The following is a 16,584-nucleotide window of genomic DNA, read 5'->3' as shown; positions in this document are numbered from 1 at the left end:
GAGGAGTTGGTGTTCGCGCGGGATCGGATCACCTCGGCGTTGGCGGATCGGGTGGGGCGGGTGCATCGGGCGGGGCAGGCCCGGCGGCATGGGCATGCCTCCACCCGCAGTTGGCTGCGCACCGCCGCAGGGATGACCGTGGCGGGTGCGGGCCGGCTGCTGAGCCTGGGGATCGAGTTGGCCCGCCTGCCGCGGGTGCGGGAGAAGTTCGCCGCGGGTGGGTTGGCGGCGGGGGTGGTGGAGGCCATCTGCGCGGCGATCTCTGGCCTGTCCGATGAGCAGGCCGCCTTGGCTGAGCCGATTCTGCTGGAGCTGGCGGGGAGGGCGGGGGCGGCGGAGGTGGCCAAGGCCGGCCGCTACCTGCGGGCCGTGCTCGACCCCGACGGCGAGGACCGCGATGAGCGGGCCGACTACGGTCGGCGGTTCCTGCGGGTCCGCCCCGGCAAGGGCGGCGGGCTGGAGGGGGAGTTCTATCTCCCGCGTGAGCACGCCGCCCGGTTGCAGGCGTTGCTGGATGCCTATGCCAGGCCGAAGGCGGAGGGCGATGACCGGCCGCTGCGAGTGCGTCAGGCGGATGCGTTCATGGCGTTGCTGGAGGAGAAGATCGCCGCCGAGCTCCTGGTGCTGGTCAACGCCGAATCCCTCCCCACCGACCCCGCCCCCGACCACCCCGAGAGCGCCGACCACCCCGAGACCCCCGAGACCCCCGAGACCTCCGAAGGCCCGGAAGGCCCTGAAGACACCGAAGAGCCCGAGAACACTCAGGACGCCGAGGCGGCCGAGGAAGCCGCTTCTGCCGTAGACGCCGGTGCCGATGTAGCCACAGAGGCTGCCGTCGAAAACGCCGGCCAGAGCGCCGTCGAGAGTGCCGAGCTGGCGACCGGACCCCATGATGTGGAGCCCGGCGATCACGCAACCGGACGCGCGCAGGTGAAAGGCAGGCAGCGGAGCGAGTCGCCGCAGGAGCCACAGCAGAGCACGCCACAGCAGAGCAGCTCGCTGAAGCAGAGGGAGTCGCAGCAGAGGGATTCACAGCGGAGCACGCCGCAGCGGCAGGGGTCGCAATCGGCGGAGTCGCGGTGGGGCGAGTGGCAGTCGCCTGATCCGCCCGGAGACGCACCTGCTCATCACCCCCACGCCGGGCATCGGCCTGCGGGGGAGGTCCGGCATGGGCCGGGAGGAACGGAGACGCCACCCGGCACGCGGGGACCAGAGCCGGGGTCGCGACCGGGAGCAGCGGCCGGAGGGCTGCCGGGGGCGCTGGGTACGGCGTTGGGGACGGCGCCGGGGTTGCTGCTGGCGACCGGGCAGGTGCTGCCCGTCTCCAGCGTGCACCGGCTGGCCCGCACCTCCACCCTGGTGCGCCTGGTGATGGACGCCGACGGGCAGGTCCTGGACATGGGCCGCAAAGTCCGCCTGGCCACCCCCGCCCAGCGGCGGGCGATCTACGCCCGCTACGCCACCTGCTGGGTCGACGGCTGCCCCCTGCCCGCCACCAGGTGCCAGATCGACCACGCCCACAACTGGAGCACCGGCGGCCTGACCGACCTCAAACTCCTGGGCCCGGCCTGCCAGTTCCACAACCGCGACCGCTACCAGCACCCCGACCGCTACACCCGCCACAAGACCGGCAAAGACCGCTGGGCCTTCACCTACCACCCAGCCCGAACCAGGCGGGTCCGGGAATGACGACCACGACGACACGAGGCGGGTTGATGCTGTGGCCGGAAGCGTTCTCCCCGGGGAGGAAGTCAGCGGTAGCCGGTCAGTCCGTCCGCCAGTTGTGCTTCGTCGCCGTCCCGCTGCGCGGACAGGGCCTGCTGCAGCGCGAAGGTGGCGCGAATCATGGCGATGCGGGTGGTCATCGTGCTGTCCGACCAGCCGCCCAGTGCGAGCACCCGATGCAGGAAACGCGTGCCGTAGCTGGCGTCAACGGCCGCCAGGTCCTCGGCGGGATCGCCGATCGTGACCTCATCCCAATCGATCACCGCGGTGAGCACCGGCAGTCCGTCGCGGCACTCCCACAGGACGTTCTCGGCGCCGAGATCACCGTGCACCACCGCGTGGGCGATGTGAGGAAGGCGGTCGAGTGCCGCGAGTTCCTGCTCGGCTCGTTGGCGCCCCTTGCCGGACATGAGCCCGAACAGTTCGGCGCGGACGTCCGCTGCGAACCGTCGCCACCGATCTTCCTGTGCTGCCGGCAGGGCCGCTCGCACCCTCTTCCCCGCACCGCCTGCCTCAGCGCCGATCCTGGCCAGTTCGGTCAGGATCGTGACGTACTGCGCCGCCGCGGCCTCGGTCACCCGGGGATCGTCGAGTGCGGCGGCGTCCAGCGGGGCTCCGGGGACGCGGCTGAGGACGAGAAACGGCGGCTTGCCGGTGCCGTGCTCGCCGCCCTGCGCCAGCGGCCGAGGTGTGGCGAAGCCGAGGTCGAGCCCGGCGAGCAGGCGCAGGACAGCGGCTCTGTGCGGCAGCCGGGCGGCCGCCGCTGCCGTGCGAGGCAGGCACACGACACGGTCCGCACCGATCACTACCTGGTGGAACTGCCCGTGGCGGACGGTGAGATCGTCCGGTTCGACGCCCGGCAGCAGCCGGCTCAACAGAGCGCGATTCGCCTGGGTGTTCTCCACGAGGGCCGGCTACTCGAACAGGCCGGGCGGGGGGACGGGGGCGAGGACGGCGTCGCCGTCGCGGATGGGAGCGGCCCCCGCGACCAGCCGGGTGAGGTCCTCGTCCGCCACGCACCGGGCCTGCGTGAGGCCGCCGGCCGCCTTCCTGGTCAAGCCGTCGATCGGCAGGTCGCCGGGCGAGGCCGCCAGGATGACGTTGCCGAACCTGCGCCCGCGCAGGATGCCGGGCTCGGCCAGCAGCGCGACGTGCGGGAAGACGCGGCTCACCGTGGAGGCGACCCGCTTGACGAAGGGCAGGCCCTTGCCGTCCGCCACGTTGATCAGCGCCGTGCCGGAGGGGCGCAGTACGCGTGCGATCTCCGCCATGTACTGGACGGTCGCCAGCTCGACCGGCATCGTCGCGCCCGTGAACGCGTCGAGCACGAACAGGTCGGCCGAGTCGTCCCGGAGGTCCGCCGTCGCCGCGCGGCCGTCCACGACCCGTACTTTCAGCCGGGGCACCGACTTGAGGCTGAGCTGGTCGCGCACGAGTTGGACCAGCGCGGCGTCCGGCTCCACCACGATGTGCCGGGAGCCGGGCCGCCGGGCGGAGATGTAGCGCGGGATCGTGCAGGCCCCGCCGCCGATGTGGACGGCGTCGAGCGGGCCTTCGGGCAGGCAGTCGATCACACTTGCCATGAGCTGGGTGTAGGAGAAGTCCAGATAGGTGGGATCGGTCAGGTCCACGTACGACTGGGGGACGCCGTCCCTGATGAGCATCCATCCGTCCGGCCGGTCGAGGTCGCGCAGGAGCTCCACCTCGCCGAAGGTCACCGGATAGCGGCCTGGCAACGGTTCTCTGCTCCTTGCCACCTATGGCTCCTTTCGCGTGATATGAGAACCGTATGCGGAACAGGGCCCTGCTCGCCCTCGTCATGGTCGCCGCGGCCATCTTCGTCTTCGGCGTTGTCGGACTCATTGTGTCCGGCAGGCAGGAGCCGAGCTCGGACTTCGTCGCCGCGCCGCGGGGGACACTCGCACCCGCCGGCCCGCAGACGCTCCAGCTCCGTCCCGAGTCATCTCCCGAGCCGTCCCCCGCGGGCTCCCCGGAAGGCTCTCCGGACGAGACGGCCGCCGCCTATTTCCAGGCCTGGGTCAAGGGCGACTACGACGCCATGCACGACCTGGTCGACGAGCCCCCCGACGACTTCGCGGACCAGCACCGCGCGTTCGAGGACGCCGCTCTGTCCAGCTCGCTGCGGATCACGGTCGGCGACATGGTCCGCACCGGGGACGAGACGGCCGAGATCCCGTTCACGCAGGAGCGGGACGAGCAGGACGCCGGCACCTGGCGATTCGACTCCAGCCTGCATCTCGCCGTACGGGACCTCACCTGGAAGGTGCTCTGGGCGCCTGCCGTCCTGCATCCGGAGATCCAGCCGGGCGGCAGTCTCGTCAGGACCGCGCCGGAGGTGGGACCGCTGCAGCCGGTGACCAGGGGAGGGCGGGAGTTCCCGCGGAACTCGGGCGCCGAGGCGTACCTCGAGAACCTGGTGAAGCAGGGAGTGGCGCCCGCGACGGGTGTGGCCGTGGGGTGGGCGCTGGAGGTCGACAATCCGGGCCTGCCCTCGAAGACCGTCCTTTCGTACAAGCCGGACAAGCGGCCGGCCGGTGTACGGACCACGATCGACTACGCGACGCAGGCCGCGGCGGCCCGGGCGCTCGACGGTGTGCAGCGCGGCGCCATCGTGGCCATACGTCCGTCGACGGGGGAGATCCTCGCGGTCGCCGACCGCCTGGGCGGCCGCGGGGCGTTCGAGCGTAAGTACGCCCCCGGCTCGACGTTCAAGACGATCACGGCGGCGGCGCTGCTGAACAACGGGCTGTCCCCGGACAGCACGGTGGACTGCCCGGCGGTCTACCAGATCCCCATGAACCGGTCGATCCACAACTATCGCAACGAGAACCACGGGACGGTCACGCTGCGGCAGGCGTTCGCCCTGTCGTGCAACACCACGTTCGCCCGGCTGACGATCGAGCGGCTGAGCGGTGACACGCTGGTCGAGCAGGCCAAGGCGTTCGGCTTCGCGGTGGAGGGGGAGAGCGGCGGCATGAGCACGTGCGGCACCCTCCGGCGGCCGGAGAACCCGGACGCGCTCGCCGAGGACTCCTTCGGCCAGGGCACGGTCGAGGCGACCCCGCTCTGCATGGCGTTGGTCGCCGCCGCAGTGGAGAGCGGCGAGTGGAGGCCGGCCCGCCCGCTGGCGGACGAGGAGCAGCAGGGGGAGTTGCCGCAGAACGTGCCGTTGCCTTCGAACGTGGCGGAAGGGCTGCGTTCGCTGATGAGCGCGGTCACGGTGGACGGGACCGCCGCCGGCTCGGAGCTGCCCCAGGGCGTCGCGGGCAAGACCGGCACGGCCGAGGACGGGCAGGGCGGGCAGGACCACGCCTGGTTCATCGGCTATCGGGGTGATCTCGCCTTCGCCGTGTTCGTGGAGCACGGCGGCACCGGCCGTAGTGCCGCCGTGCCCATCGCCGCCCGTTTCCTGCGCGCGCTGTAGGCCTTCAGCTGCAGGCCCTCAGACGCCGGGCCAGGCGAACCGGTGGGTGTGGATCCCGAAGTAGGTGAACGCCTCGGCCCGGGTGACGCCCGGCACCCGCTTGACGTGGTCGTTAAGCACGGTGAGAAGCTCGGCCGGCTCCCGGCACACCACCTCGGCGAACAGGTCGAACGAGCCCGCCGTGAGCACCACGTAGATCACGCCGGACAGCTCGCTGATCCGGTCGGCGACCTCGTGCACGTCGCTGTCGACGCGGACGCCGATCAGCGCCATGACCGGCAGGCCCAGCGCCATCGGGTCGGTGACGCCGACGATCTGCACGACGCCCTCGTCGCGCAGCCGCTGCACGCGTTGCCGTACGGCGGGCGCCGACAGGCCGGTGGCCTCGGCGAGCGCGGTGTAGGAGGCCCGGCCGTCCCGCTGCAGCTCGCGCAGCAGGACCCGGTCGACCTCGTCGAGGGTCATGAGACCAGGTCCGCCACGGCCGCGGCGAACACCTCGTGGTGGAGGTCCACGTCCGCCTCGGTGGTGGCGGGCGACATCAGCGCCATGTTGTGGAACGGCGTGAGCAGCACGCCCCGGTTGGCCAGGTAGACGTGCAGGTAGTCGTCCAGGTCGGGGTCGCCGGCCGCGTTCGACTCGCCGCCGTTACGGGGGGCCGGGCTGGTGAAGCGGTACTCGGCGCGCGCACCGAGCCGGGTGACCGACCACGGCAGGCCGTGCGCGTCGATCACCTCCTGGACGCCCTTGGCGAAGCGGGTCGCCAGCTCGGTCATGGCGGCGAACGCGTCGTCGGTGAGCACGTGCTCCAGCGTCGCGCGCATCGCGGCGACCGACAGGGCGTTGCCGGCCAGCGTGCCGCCGACCCCGCCCATGTCGACCAGGTCGAGGCCCTCCATCGCCTCGATGCGCGCCGCGACCTCGGCGGACAGGCCGTACCCGCCGCTGGGGATGCCGCCGCCGATCGCCTTGCCGATCGTGACGATGTCGGGGTGCAGGTCCCAGGCCTTCGTGCAGCCACCCGGTCCCGCCGAGAGGGTGTGCGTCTCGTCGTTGATCAGCAGGCTGCCGTATCGCCGCGTCAGCTCCCGCACGCCCTCCAGGTAACCCGGCTCGGGCAGCACGATCCCGATGTTGGTGAGGGCGGGCTCCATGAGGACCGCCGCGACGTCGCCGTACGCCAGTTCGCGCTCCAGCGAGGGCAGGTCGTTGAACTCGACGACGCGCGAGGTGACGGTGGGGTCGACCGGCGCGCCGACATTGCCTTCACGGGAGACCTGCTCGCCGTCCGGGCCGACCACGATCAGCACCTCGTCGACACTGCCGTGGTAGCAGTAGCTGTTCACGAGGATCTTGGGCCTGCCGGTGATCGCCCTGGCCAGCCGGATCGCCCACCGGTTGGCGTCCGTGGCCGTCAGCGAGAAGCTCCAGTAGGGCAGGCCGAACCGCCGGCCCAGCTCGGCGCCGACCCAGGCGGCGTCCTCGGTCGGCATCATGACCGTGGCCCCGCCCAGCCGGCCGAACCGGTCGGCCACCGCCTCCACGGTCGCACGAGGCGAGTGTCCCGCCATCGCGCCCGTGTCGCCGAGGCAGAGGTCGACGTACTCGTGGCCGTCCAGGTCGGTGACGCGGGCGCCGTGCGCCTCGGCCAGGTACAGAGGGAAGCCCGCCGCCGTCTTGTTCATCCACGTCATCGGCACGCCGCCGAACAGGTGGCCTCTCGCCTGCTCGTACGCGGCGGCCGAGCGCGGGTTGCGCTCCCGGAACGCGCCGCGCTCGCGGTCGAGGAGCCGGGCCAGGCGAGTACGGTCGATCATCATCCCTGCCTCAGAAAAGATCGCTGATATCCGTGCAGGACCACGGAATCTGAAGCAAAGGTACACAAAAGGTTCCGAATCGTCATCCCATGACCGCGAGCCGCCGATCTGGTTGTGGACCAGCCTCTCGGGAATCACGTTCACGGTGGGGCTGATCTGGATGTTCACCCGCAGGCCGCCCGTGATGAGCTTGTCGGACGCCGAACCTACCCTTACGGACTGAAAGATGTCCTCCAAAGGTGCTATCTGGGCGAAAACTATTCACATAGATGGCCGTGTGTGAGGGAATCATCTCGTTTCCCAGTATGACGCGGAGGCGAAATGGACCCCACCGCCGTACACGACGCCCTCGCACGGCACCTGCTCGTCGACGGTTACCGTCTGGTGCTCGACCTGGACAGGAGCGCCGGCTCCTGGCTGGTCGACGCCCGCGACGACCGGAGGTATCTGGACTTCTACACGTTCTTCGCGTCGTCGCCGCTCGGGGTGAACCCGTTCGCCGACGACCCGGAGTTCGTCGCACTGCTCGGCCGGGTGGCGGCCAACAAGCCGGCCAACTCCGACATGTACACCGTCCACCTCGCCGAGTTCGTGGAGACGTTCCGGCGCGTGCTCGGCGACCCCGAACTGCCGCACCTGTTCTTCGTCGAGGGCGGGTCGGCGGCCGTGGAGAACGCGCTCAAGTGCGCCTTCGACTGGAAGAGCCGCTGGAATGAGGCCCACGGCCGCCACCCCGGCCTCGGCACCCGCGTCCTCCACCTCACCCGGGCCTTCCACGGCCGCGGCGGCTACACGCTCTCGCTCACCAACACCGACCCGGTAAAGACCGACAGGTTCCCCCGGTTCTGCTGGCCGCGCATCGACGTCCCCGCCATCCACCTCGGCAACGTCGAACGGGCCGAGAGGCGCGCGCTGGCGCAGGCCAGGGAGGCGTTCGAGCGGTTCCGCCACGACATCGCCTGCTTCATCGCCGAACCGATCCAGGGCGAGGGCGGTGACAACCACATGCGCCCCGAGTTCCTCCAGGCGATGCAGGCGCTCTGCCACGAGTACGAGGCCCTGTTCGTCGTGGACGAGGTGCAGACCGGCGTCGGCCTGACCGGCAGCCCCTGGGCGTACCAGCAGCTGGGGCTGGCTCCCGACATCGTGGCCTTCGCGAAGAAGGTCCAGGTCGGCGGCATCATGGCGGGCCGCAGGGTGGACCTCGTGCCCGACAACGTGTTCCGGGTGAGCGGCAGGATCAACTCCACCTGGGGCGGCGGCCTGGTCGACATGGTCCGCTCCCGCCGCCTGCTGGAGATCATCGAACGGGACGGCCTGATCCCCAGGGCGGCCATCCTGGGCGAGAAGCTGCTGGGGGCCCTGCGGGGACTGGAGGCCGACGGTCTGGTCGCAGGCGCCCGCGGCCGCGGGCTCATGTGCGCCTTCGACGTCCCCGACCCCGGAGGGCTGGTCTCCCGGCTCAGGGAGGAGCACGCGATCCTGGTGCTGCGCTGCGGCGAACGGTCGGTGCGGCTGCGCCCCGCCCTGTCCGTCCAGCCCGACGAGCTCGAGTACGGGCTCGCCGGACTGCGCGCCGCTCTGCTCGGATCCGGCCGGTCACTGCCCTGAGGAGGGCTCGGCCTCGCCGCGCCAACGGCAGATCGCCCTGACCCGCGACTCCACCCCGAGCTTGGCGTAGATGCGGTTCACGTGGTTCTTCACGGTTTTCTCGCTCAGGAACAGCCGCTGGGCGATCTCGCCATTGGAGTGACCGGTCGCGATCAGCTCCATGACCTCGGTCTCCCGCTTGCTCAGCCCCATTGCGGTGCGGTCGTCGATTCTCATCCGGCCTCCGTCGAAGACGTCAGAGATCGCCGAGGCCCCCGCACGGCGGTTGTGAGCGAGAGCATAACCCGCAATATCCACCTTTGGGGCAAAGAGTGCTTACTTGCCCGCGTCAACGCCGCCACGGACCGTGACGGTCCTGAGACGCGGATCGGCGGCGATCTCCGCGGCGGTGAAGCGCTCGGTGACCCACCCGCCGCGCGAGAACAGGGCCGTCTGGTCGGTGTGATGCGGCGAGGCGGGGTTGGCGGACAGGGAGTAGGTGAGGACGGTGCGCGCACGCGGCCCACCGGGGGTGAGTTCGACGGCCATCATGAAGCTGGAGCCGGTGTCCACCTCCGGGTAGCGTCCGTCCGCGCCCAGTGGTCCGCGCATGCGCACCCGCTCGAAGCAGCCCTCCCCTTCCGTGCAGCCGGGAATCGGGATGGAGGAGTAGCTCTGCGCCTGCCCGGGGGTGAGCGTCAGCGGGATCCGGTTGGACCGGAAGAACAGCACGGCGTCGGCGAGGGCCTGCCGTACGGCCGGGTCGTTCTTGAGGCCGCGAGGGGTGGTCAGCGGGCGCGCGGGGTCGAACGGCACCCGCCACACGGGACGACCGAGCCGGGTGAAGAACTCCCGCCACAGGACGGCGCCCTCGCCGTCCAGGGTGGCGCGCCCGTCCCACTTGCCCAGCGTCCGGCAGGCCTCGCGCACGTCCGCCCGGGAGTCGGTACGGCACATCTTCAGCAGGTCGTCGCGCATCAGCTCGAAGGTGAGGTTGCGCTTGCCGTGCACCGTGGCCTGCAGCGTCTCCAGCGTGAAGCCGGGCGCGCCGAGCCCGTCGGCCCCGGACAGCCGCTGAGCGATCATGTCGAGGCCGACCCGGGGGCGCGGCTCCAGGTCCGTGCCCGTCTCGCCGTACGCCTTGGGATAACCAGCGAGCGGCTTGCCCGGGTTCGTCATCCAGTAGGTGTTATTGGAGTTGGCCACGTAGTCGGCGCGGACCAGCTTCGGCTGGCTGCCGGGCCCGAAGATGCCCGGCACGACGGCGTCGCCGTCCCTGCCCCACAGGCACGCGGAGGTCGCGCCGTCCAGCACGTACGCATCCAGGCCCGGGACGGGCGAGGGCTTGGCGCAGCGCTTCGCTTCGGCGTCGCCGACGTGGGGGACGACCGAGGTGTCGGCGAAGTAGGCGGTTCCGCCCGCGTCGGTGGCCAGGGTGTGGACGAATGGCATCCCCTGGTAGGTCCGCTGGGCCGCGCGCAGCTCGTCGACGCTGCCCGCCCTGGCCATCGCCAGCCATTCGTCGGCCGCCCGCAGGTTGGCGGCGTTCGCGTCGGCCAGCGCGTACGCGGCCTCGTCGGTGTGCCCGACCGCGAGCACCGGGCCGTAGCGCGAGGTGAGGAGTGTGTGGGCGGAGACGGTGCCGTCCGGCAGCGTGACCTCCACCTCCTGCTCGCCCATCGGCTCCGCCCGGCCGTCCACCGTGTAGCTGTGGCCGTCCGCGAGTGCCAGCCGGTAGACGGTGAAACGCTGGGCGTGGGAGACGGTGTGGGTCCAGGCGACCCTGGCGTTGTGGCCGATCTGGACGACCGGCGTGCCGTACAGGCTGCCGCCGGAGACGTCGAGCACGCCGGGGATGGTGAGCTGGACCTGGTAGAAGCGGCGGATCCCCTGCCAGGGGAAGTGCGGGTCGGCCAGCACCATGCCGCCGCCCCCGCGGGTGGCCTGACGGCCCAGGGCCCAGGCGTTGCTGCCCGCCGCGGGCTTGGGCTGCGGCGGCCTGTCTTCCGGAGGTCCCGCGTCCTCGGGTCCGGCGATCCCGGTGACGGCCTCCTTGAGCCGCGAGCTGGAGACCATCCGGCTGAGGTCGAGCAGGTTGTGCCACATGTCGGCGGCGGTGATCGGGCCGACCCAGGCCTTGCCCCGGCAGGTGGGGTCGGGCAGGTTCGCCACGCCGGTGTCCGCGAGGTAGCGGTTGTATCCGGCGACGTAGCCGTCGACCAGGCGGCGCAGTTCGTCGCCCGGGCCGACCGGCGCGGGCCGGGCCAGCAGCCGCCGTACGACGCCGGAGTCGGCGACGCTCTTGTAGTAGACGTCGCTGGCGAGGTTGGCGACCGGGCTGACCGGGTCGTCGGACTCGGCCTCGGGGCCGAAGTAGCGGGACCGTTCGCCGCGCAGCGTCACCACCCAGGAGGCCAGCGTGCACAGGTTGTCCTGGGCGAAGGCGTAGCCGTAGCCGAATCCGAGGCCGCCGTAGTCCTCGGCGGTGATGTGCGGGATGCCGTACTCGGTGCGCCGGATCGTGGCTGAATAACCTCCGTCGGCCGCCTCCGCGGCGGGTACGGCCGCGACGGCGGGGGCGAGTAGCGCCAGCGCGATCACCAGTGGTCTGAGCTTCATCGGGGGCTCCTATTCGAAACGCGCGTTGTCGGGCGCGGTCATGCGCCGCAGCAGCGGTAGCGTCGTGAGGATCACCAGGAGGGAGGCGGCCAGGCCGCCGCCGAGGGAGGCGAAGTAGACGGGTCCCGGCATCGCGGACGCCGCGCTCTTCATCGCGAGGGCGTCGAGGAGCGGCTCGGCCACGCCGAAACCGGCGGCGGCCGCGAGCGCGGCGGCCAGTGCGAGCGGCAGCGCCGACTCCAGCAGCACCACCGCGGCCAGGGTGCGCGTGGGCGTGCCCGCCAGCCGCAGCAGGGTGAACGGCCGCCTGCGCTCCACCAGCCCGCCGCCGGCCGCCACCACGAGGCCGCAGGCGCCGGCCACCAGGGTGAGCCCGATCACGGCCAGTGCGATGTTCTCCGCCCGGACGTACAGGTCCGCCCTGACCCGGGCGACCTCGGCGAAGGTCATCGGCGCTTCGACGGTGTAACCGGCCAGCAGGGTGCGCAGCCGCTCCAGCGCCGCCAGGTCACGTGTACTGATCATGACGGCCGCCAGGTCGAGCCCGTCGGTGGAGGAGGCGGGCGGGCTGGCCGGGCCCGCCAGCGGAAGGAGCCTGTCGACGGTGAGGGGGTTGTCGGCGCCGACGATGCGGGCGAAGTTGCCCGCCACCGCGCGAGCACTCCTGCCGTCGATGTTCACAGGGCAGCGGCCGAGCACGGGGAAGCGGGCCAGCCCGGCGCACTCGACGACGTACGGCGCGGGCGGCGGGCCGTCGGGCCGCGGGGGGACCTTCTCCACGTCCGCCCTTGCGTAGATGGGCAGCACCGCCACGCCCGGGCGGGCGCGCAGCCGGGCGAGCAACTCCGTTCCCGCACGCGGGGACAGGCCGGAGACGCCCGGCCGGGCGAACGAGGCGCCCAGGACGTCGTTGAGCGCGCCGCCGGCCACCTTCTGCTGGCCGGCGACCACCGCCGGCACGAGGGCCGCGATCGTCGTCCCGATGAACACCGCCAGCACCAGCCCGCTCACCGACCTGAAGGCGGTCTTCGGGTCGGCGGCCAGGCGCCGCGCGGCCAGCAGCGTCGCCCCGCCCCGGGTCAGCCGGGCGGCCAGGCGCGCGGCGACCATGGTCAGCCAGGGCCCGGCCAGCATCAGCCCGATCATGATCAGCGCGAGCGCGACGACGGCGAGCAGCTCGTCGGGCTTGCCGTCCCGGTACACCGGGCCCGCGAACAGCCCCAGCCCCGCCAGCAGGGGGATCACCCGCCACGCTCTCGGCGGGGACACGGCGGTCCTCCTCGCCACGCCGAGCGGCGAGATCCGCACCCGGCGCAGCGACCACAGGGCGGCGCAGGCCGCCGCGACCGGCACGCCGCCGAGCACGGCCGCGTACTGCCAGAGCTGCGGGGCGACCAGTTCGGGGAAGAACCGGGCGCCGGTGATCCGCACTCCGGCCACGGCCGGCCGTACGAGCTGGAAGATCGCGAGACCGGCCAGCGCGCCGGCCAGCGCGCCCAGCGCGGCGTCCACCGCCGCGAGCACGTTGATCTGCCGCGTGGTGGCGCCGACCAGGCGGATCGCGGCGAAGCGGGTCTCGCGGCGAGCGGCGGCCAGCCGGGTGGCGGTGCCCACGAGCACCAGCAGCGGGACGATCAGTCCGACGGCGGCGACGGCGAAGCCGAACCGGTAGACGTCCGCGCCGTCGTCGGCCGCGGGCTCGGCGTCGATCACGTCGACCTGCCTGGCGCCCGGCATGGCGGCGACCTGATCCGGCGTCCGTCCCACCACGATGACCAGCTCGTCGGGCCCGGACAGCGCCGCGTCGCCGATCAGCCCGGCGCGCGTGCCGGGGAAGCGGGCGCTCAGCTCCTCACGCGGGCCCGAGTCGAGCAGAGCGGCCAGCGCGGGCGAGGCGTAGTACTGCCCCGGGCCGGGCATGCGGGACAGACCGGGAATGACCGGCGCCCGCGTGCCGAGCGCGGCGGCGTCGAGCCTCCTGATCGTCCGGCCCGCGTAGAAGTCCTCGCGGTAGCTCCACAGCGCGCCGTCGGCCGTCGCGTCGAGGGCCCAGCCGCTGGGCGCCGAGCCGTTCACGCACTCCCAGCAGGGACGCTCACCCGCGGTCTGGAACGCGTTGAACAGCGACAGCGTGGCCAGCAGCACCGCGACGCCGGCCGCCACCCCGGCGACGATCAGCGCCAGCCTGGCCGCCGCCTCCCTGCCGCTGCTCAGCGACAGCCGCAGGCCCAGCCGGATCATCGGACGGCCCCGGTGACGTACGGATCGCAGACCCGGCCGTCGCGCACCATGACCTCCCGGTCGGCGCAGGCGGCCACCCGGGCGTCGTGGGTCACCACGATCACGGTGGCGCCCTCCTCGCGGGCCAGGCCCACCAGCAGGTCCATCACGTGCTCGCCGGTGAGCGAGTCGAGCGCGCCGGTCGGTTCGTCGGCGAAGACCACGCGCGGCCGGGTGACCAGCGCTCTGGCGATCGCCACGCGCTGCGCCTGCCCGCCGGACAGCTCCCCGGTGCGCCGGCCGCCGAGGTCACCCAGCTCCAGTCGCTCCAGCCATTCGGCCGCCCGCCGCTCGGCGTGTTTTCTCCTGGTACGGCCCAGCAACAGCGGCAGCATCACGTTGTCGGCGGCGGTCAGCTCCGGCACGAGCTGGCCGAACTGGAAGACGAAGCCGAAGGCGGTGCGCCGCAGCTCGCTGCGGCGGCCGTCGTCCAGGGTGTCCAGGCGGCGGCCGTCGAACCAGACCTCTCCGCTGTCCGGGGTGAAGATGCCGGCCAGGCAGTGCAGCAGCGTCGACTTGCCCGATCCGCTCGGCCCCATGACGGCCAGCACCTCGCCCGCGGCCACCGACAGGTTCGCCTCCCGCAACGCGGGCGTGCTGCCGTAGGAGCGGCTGACCTCCCGAGCCTCGATGATCACGACGCCCGCACCGTCTCGGCCAGCGCTCCCAGGCGGGCCTGGGTGACGTCGATCCACCGCAGGTCCGCCTCCAGGTGGAACATGGCGTGGTCGGCCAGCAGGGCGTCGGTCAGGGAGCCGCCGCGCTTGACCTCCGCCAGCTCCCGCATGCGCCGCATGTGCGTGGCGCGCTGCGCGTCCAGGTAGCCGGCCGCGTCACGGCCCAGCATCAGCGCCAGCACGACCTTGGTGAACAACACCGTCTGCAGGTACGGCTCGGCCGCGACCGGCTCGGCAAGCCAGGTGGCGACCTCCTGCCTGCCCAGGGGGGTGATGGCGTAGCGCTTGCGCTCCGGCCCGTCGCCCGGTTCGCTCTGCCCGGTGACCTTGCCGTCCCTGGATAGGCGGCCGAGCGTGGAGTACACCTGCCCGAAGGGCAGCGGTCTGCCACGGCCGAAGAAGGTGTCGTAGTCGCGTTTCAGGTCGTAGCCGTGGCTCGGCTCCCGCTCCAGCAGGCCGAGCAACGCGAGGGGAACAGTCATGATCCGAGACTATACGCTGAAGGTATACACCCGGAGGATACGTACGAATGAAAAACGAGCGGCCGGTCCGCTGGGACCGGCCGCTCGCCGTCTGGGGTGAGTGATGGGACTTGAACCCACGACATCCAGGACCACAACCTGGCGCTCTGCCAGCTGAGCTACACCCACCATGTCCGCCGTTCGAGGCGTACGAAGAAAGTGTAGCGGCATTTTGGAGTCCTCCGCGCCCCAATAACGCCGCGTGCGGAGGTCAGGGGCCGGAGACGGCCTCCGCGACCTCCCGGGCGGTGGCGGAGTCGGGGCCGGGCTGCGGCACGAAGACCGCGGCGCGGTAGTAGCGCAGCTCCCGGATGCTCTCGGTGATGTCGGCGAGCGCGCGGTGCCCGCCCTGCTTCTCCGGCGAGGCGAAGTAGACCCGGGGGTACCAGCGGCGGGCCAGCTCCTTGATCGACGACACGTCGACCATCCGGTAGTGCAGGAACGCGTCCACCAGCGGCATGTCCCGGGCGATGAAGGAGCGGTCGGTCGCGATGGAGTTGCCGCACAGCGGCGCCTTCTTGGCCTCGGGCACGTGGGAGCGGATGTAGTCGAGCACGACGGCCTCGGCCTCCGCCAGGGTCACCCCCGTCGCGAGGCCCCGCAGCAGGCCCGAGGCCGTGTGCATCTCCCGCACGACCTCGGACATCTGCTCCAGCGTCTCTGCGGGGGGCTTGATGACGACGTCCACGCCCTCATCCAGCTGGTTCAGCTCGCTGTCGGTGACTATGCAGGCCACCTCGATCAGCGCGTCGCGGCCGAGGTCGAGCCCGGTCATCTCACAGTCGATCCAGACCAGCGGGTCAGTCATGGCTCAAGAGTAATGCTCATGCCTAATGGGGCGTCACTGAGATTGGAGCGAGTCCTCCACGCGCTTGATGACCGACTGGTCCAGGTTGTCCGGCACCGAGATGTAGAGCATCGCGGGACGGGCGTTCTGGCCGCGGTCCACGAGGACGATCGCGCCCTTCTCCTTCTTCCACTTCAGGCTGTTGGCCTCGGCGACCTTGGTGAAGTCCATCTCGAACTCGATCACCCAGCCCTGCTTGCCGCTCACGGTCGTCGCCTCGCTGCGCAGCACCTTGCGCTCGTGCTGGATGCCGTAGAAGAGCGGGTCGTAGGCGAGCAGCAGCGTCTGGGAGAGCTGTCCGAAGCTCTGCGGGCCGCTGTAGGGGAAGATCTGGGGCACCTCGGCGGTGTAGACGCTGCCCACCCAGTCGCCGCCCCTGCCGTCGTAGTTCGCCTGGGACGTCATCTGGCAGCCGCTCGTCCACAGCGGCATCCTCGGGTCGGACGGGTCGTTGACGTTCTTCGACTCCGGCACCTGCCACTGGTCGCCCGGGTACGCGTACGACAGGCCGGTCGCCGGGTCCTGGATGCGGTCACCGGACGGCTGGGGGAGCTGGGGCAGCGGCGGCGCGGACTGCTGCGGCTCCGGCTGGGGCGGCACGGTCTGGTCGAGCTGTGGCGCCGTCGCGGTGATCTCGGGCCGGGCGACGACCGAGCCGGCGCGGTCGCGCAGGAGGATGACCGCGCCGCCGATGACGAGCGCGAGCACGACCACCGCGGCGACGCCGCCCACGATCCACGGCCAGACCGGCGCCTGACGCCGCGGTGCACCGAAGTCGGGCGTGGGAAGCTGCGCCGTCTGGTTCGGGGGACCCCACGGCGCCCCCGGCTGCTGGAACTGGGCCTGCTGGAACTGCGGCTGTGACTGGAACTGCGGCTGTGACTGGAACTGTGGCTGTGACTGGAACTGTGGCTGCGGCTGTGACTGCGGCTGGGGCGGGGCCCCGGCCTCCTGCTCGGGCGCGTGGGTGGCGTCGGTCCACTGGGTGCCGTCCCACCAACGGAGGAGAGGGGAGCCGTACGGGTCCGGATACCAGCCGGCGGGGGTCGTCGTCATGCGCGCC

14 protein-coding genes and 1 tRNA gene are annotated in these 16,584 nt (G+C 71.7%); 3 read left to right on the top strand and 12 right to left on the bottom strand.

What is annotated here, in order from left to right; translation table 11 throughout:
• Positions 1-1,689 (top strand): HNH endonuclease signature motif containing protein (locus tag HHX41_RS33255; protein WP_182909107.1); only part of this gene is annotated, 1,689 nt, incomplete at its 5' end.
• A 62-nt stretch (positions 1,690-1,751) separates the two neighbouring features.
• Here HHX41_RS33255 and HHX41_RS33250 read toward each other — a convergent pair.
• Together HHX41_RS33250 and HHX41_RS33245 are read right to left on the bottom strand one after the other, a co-directional pair.
• Entirely contained in the window at positions 1,752-2,630 is an 879-nt protein-coding gene (locus HHX41_RS33250) for a phosphotransferase family protein (protein WP_182909106.1), read from the bottom strand.
• Between the two features lie 9 nt (positions 2,631-2,639).
• Positions 2,640-3,482: a fused MFS/spermidine synthase gene (locus HHX41_RS33245; RefSeq protein WP_310742299.1), complete on the bottom strand. Its 843-nt coding sequence runs from the start codon at positions 3,480-3,482 to the stop codon at positions 2,640-2,642.
• Positions 3,483-3,514: 32 nt separating this feature from the next.
• On the opposite strand from HHX41_RS33245, the gene HHX41_RS33240 reads away from it, so the two are divergent.
• Complete coding sequence (locus HHX41_RS33240; protein WP_182909105.1) at positions 3,515-5,170, top strand: penicillin-binding transpeptidase domain-containing protein; 1,656 nt, start codon at positions 3,515-3,517, stop codon at positions 5,168-5,170.
• Between the two features lie 18 nt (positions 5,171-5,188).
• Here the strand turns inward: HHX41_RS33240 and HHX41_RS33235 are convergent, their stop codons facing one another.
• Both HHX41_RS33235 and HHX41_RS33230 read right to left on the bottom strand, forming a co-directional pair.
• A complete protein-coding gene (locus tag HHX41_RS33235; RefSeq protein ID WP_169986619.1) occupies positions 5,189-5,635 on the bottom strand; it encodes an Lrp/AsnC family transcriptional regulator in 447 nt (148 codons plus the stop codon).
• Positions 5,632-6,987, bottom strand: a complete 1,356-nt coding sequence (locus HHX41_RS33230) for a transaminase (RefSeq protein ID WP_182909104.1) — start codon at positions 6,985-6,987, stop codon at positions 5,632-5,634. The genes HHX41_RS33235 and HHX41_RS33230 overlap by 4 nt, the downstream gene beginning before the upstream one ends.
• Before the next feature lie 321 nt (positions 6,988-7,308).
• On the opposite strand from HHX41_RS33230, the gene lat reads away from it, so the two are divergent.
• Positions 7,309-8,598: an L-lysine 6-transaminase gene (lat, locus tag HHX41_RS33225; protein ID WP_182909103.1), complete on the top strand. Its 1,290-nt coding sequence runs from the start codon at positions 7,309-7,311 to the stop codon at positions 8,596-8,598.
• Here the strand turns inward: lat and HHX41_RS33220 are convergent.
• The 8 genes from HHX41_RS33220 to HHX41_RS33185 all read right to left on the bottom strand — a co-directional run bounded on the left by HHX41_RS33220 (position 8,587) and on the right by HHX41_RS33185 (position 16,577).
• Positions 8,587-8,814, bottom strand: a complete 228-nt coding sequence (locus HHX41_RS33220; protein ID WP_169986625.1) for a response regulator transcription factor — start codon at positions 8,812-8,814, stop codon at positions 8,587-8,589. The two genes, lat and HHX41_RS33220, sit on opposite strands and share 12 nt — an antisense overlap.
• Before the next feature lie 99 nt (positions 8,815-8,913).
• A complete protein-coding gene (locus HHX41_RS33215; RefSeq protein WP_182909102.1) occupies positions 8,914-11,196 on the bottom strand; it encodes a penicillin acylase family protein in 2,283 nt (760 codons plus the stop codon).
• A gap of 9 nt (positions 11,197-11,205) precedes the next feature.
• On the bottom strand, positions 11,206-13,437 hold the full coding sequence (locus tag HHX41_RS33210; RefSeq protein WP_182909101.1) for an FtsX-like permease family protein: 2,232 nt from the start codon (positions 13,435-13,437) through the stop codon (positions 11,206-11,208).
• Entirely contained in the window at positions 13,434-14,114 is a 681-nt protein-coding gene (locus HHX41_RS33205; RefSeq protein WP_182909100.1) for an ABC transporter ATP-binding protein, read from the bottom strand. Before HHX41_RS33205 ends, HHX41_RS33210 begins: the two co-directional genes overlap by 4 nt.
• Entirely contained in the window at positions 14,111-14,635 is a 525-nt protein-coding gene (locus tag HHX41_RS33200) for a PadR family transcriptional regulator (protein ID WP_169986632.1), read from the bottom strand. The genes HHX41_RS33205 and HHX41_RS33200 overlap by 4 nt, the downstream gene beginning before the upstream one ends.
• Before the next feature lie 92 nt (positions 14,636-14,727).
• Positions 14,728-14,803, bottom strand: a tRNA-His gene (locus HHX41_RS33195).
• Between the two features lie 82 nt (positions 14,804-14,885).
• The gene (orn, locus tag HHX41_RS33190) at positions 14,886-15,482 is read right to left on the bottom strand and encodes an oligoribonuclease (RefSeq protein ID WP_182909099.1); all 597 of its coding nucleotides are present in this window, start codon (positions 15,480-15,482) and stop codon (positions 14,886-14,888) included.
• Positions 15,483-15,515: 33 nt separating this feature from the next.
• Complete coding sequence (locus HHX41_RS33185) at positions 15,516-16,577, bottom strand: DUF2510 domain-containing protein (RefSeq protein ID WP_182909098.1); 1,062 nt, start codon at positions 16,575-16,577, stop codon at positions 15,516-15,518.
• Between the last annotated feature and the right edge of the window lie 7 nt (positions 16,578-16,584).

The sequence above is a fragment of the Microbispora sp. H13382 genome, from assembly GCF_014161445.1.
Lineage (GTDB): Bacteria > Actinomycetota > Actinomycetes > Streptosporangiales > Streptosporangiaceae > Microbispora.
The sequence above is the reverse complement of the archived record's forward strand: the minus strand, read 5'-3'. Positions and strand labels throughout refer to the sequence as shown.

Bases quoted from the DNA above. Each gene is read 5' to 3' on its own strand.
- lat (WP_182909103.1), top strand. From the start codon at position 7,309: ATGGACCCCACCGCCGTACACGACGCCCTCGCACGGCACCTGCTCGTC.
- HHX41_RS33240 (WP_182909105.1), top strand. From the start codon at position 3,515: ATGCGGAACAGGGCCCTGCTCGCCCTCGTCATGGTCGCCGCGGCCATC.
- HHX41_RS33210 (WP_182909101.1), bottom strand. From the start codon at position 13,437: ATGATCCGGCTGGGCCTGCGGCTGTCGCTGAGCAGCGGCAGGGAGGCG.
- HHX41_RS33215 (WP_182909102.1), bottom strand. From the start codon at position 11,196: ATGAAGCTCAGACCACTGGTGATCGCGCTGGCGCTACTCGCCCCCGCC.
- HHX41_RS33235 (WP_169986619.1), bottom strand. From the start codon at position 5,635: ATGACCCTCGACGAGGTCGACCGGGTCCTGCTGCGCGAGCTGCAGCGG.
- HHX41_RS33220 (WP_169986625.1), bottom strand. From the start codon at position 8,814: ATGAGAATCGACGACCGCACCGCAATGGGGCTGAGCAAGCGGGAGACC.
- HHX41_RS33185 (WP_182909098.1), bottom strand. From the start codon at position 16,577: ATGACGACGACCCCCGCCGGCTGGTATCCGGACCCGTACGGCTCCCCT.
- orn (WP_182909099.1), bottom strand. From the start codon at position 15,482: ATGACTGACCCGCTGGTCTGGATCGACTGTGAGATGACCGGGCTCGAC.
- HHX41_RS33230 (WP_182909104.1), bottom strand. From the start codon at position 6,987: ATGATCGACCGTACTCGCCTGGCCCGGCTCCTCGACCGCGAGCGCGGC.
- HHX41_RS33200 (WP_169986632.1), bottom strand. From the start codon at position 14,635: ATGACTGTTCCCCTCGCGTTGCTCGGCCTGCTGGAGCGGGAGCCGAGC.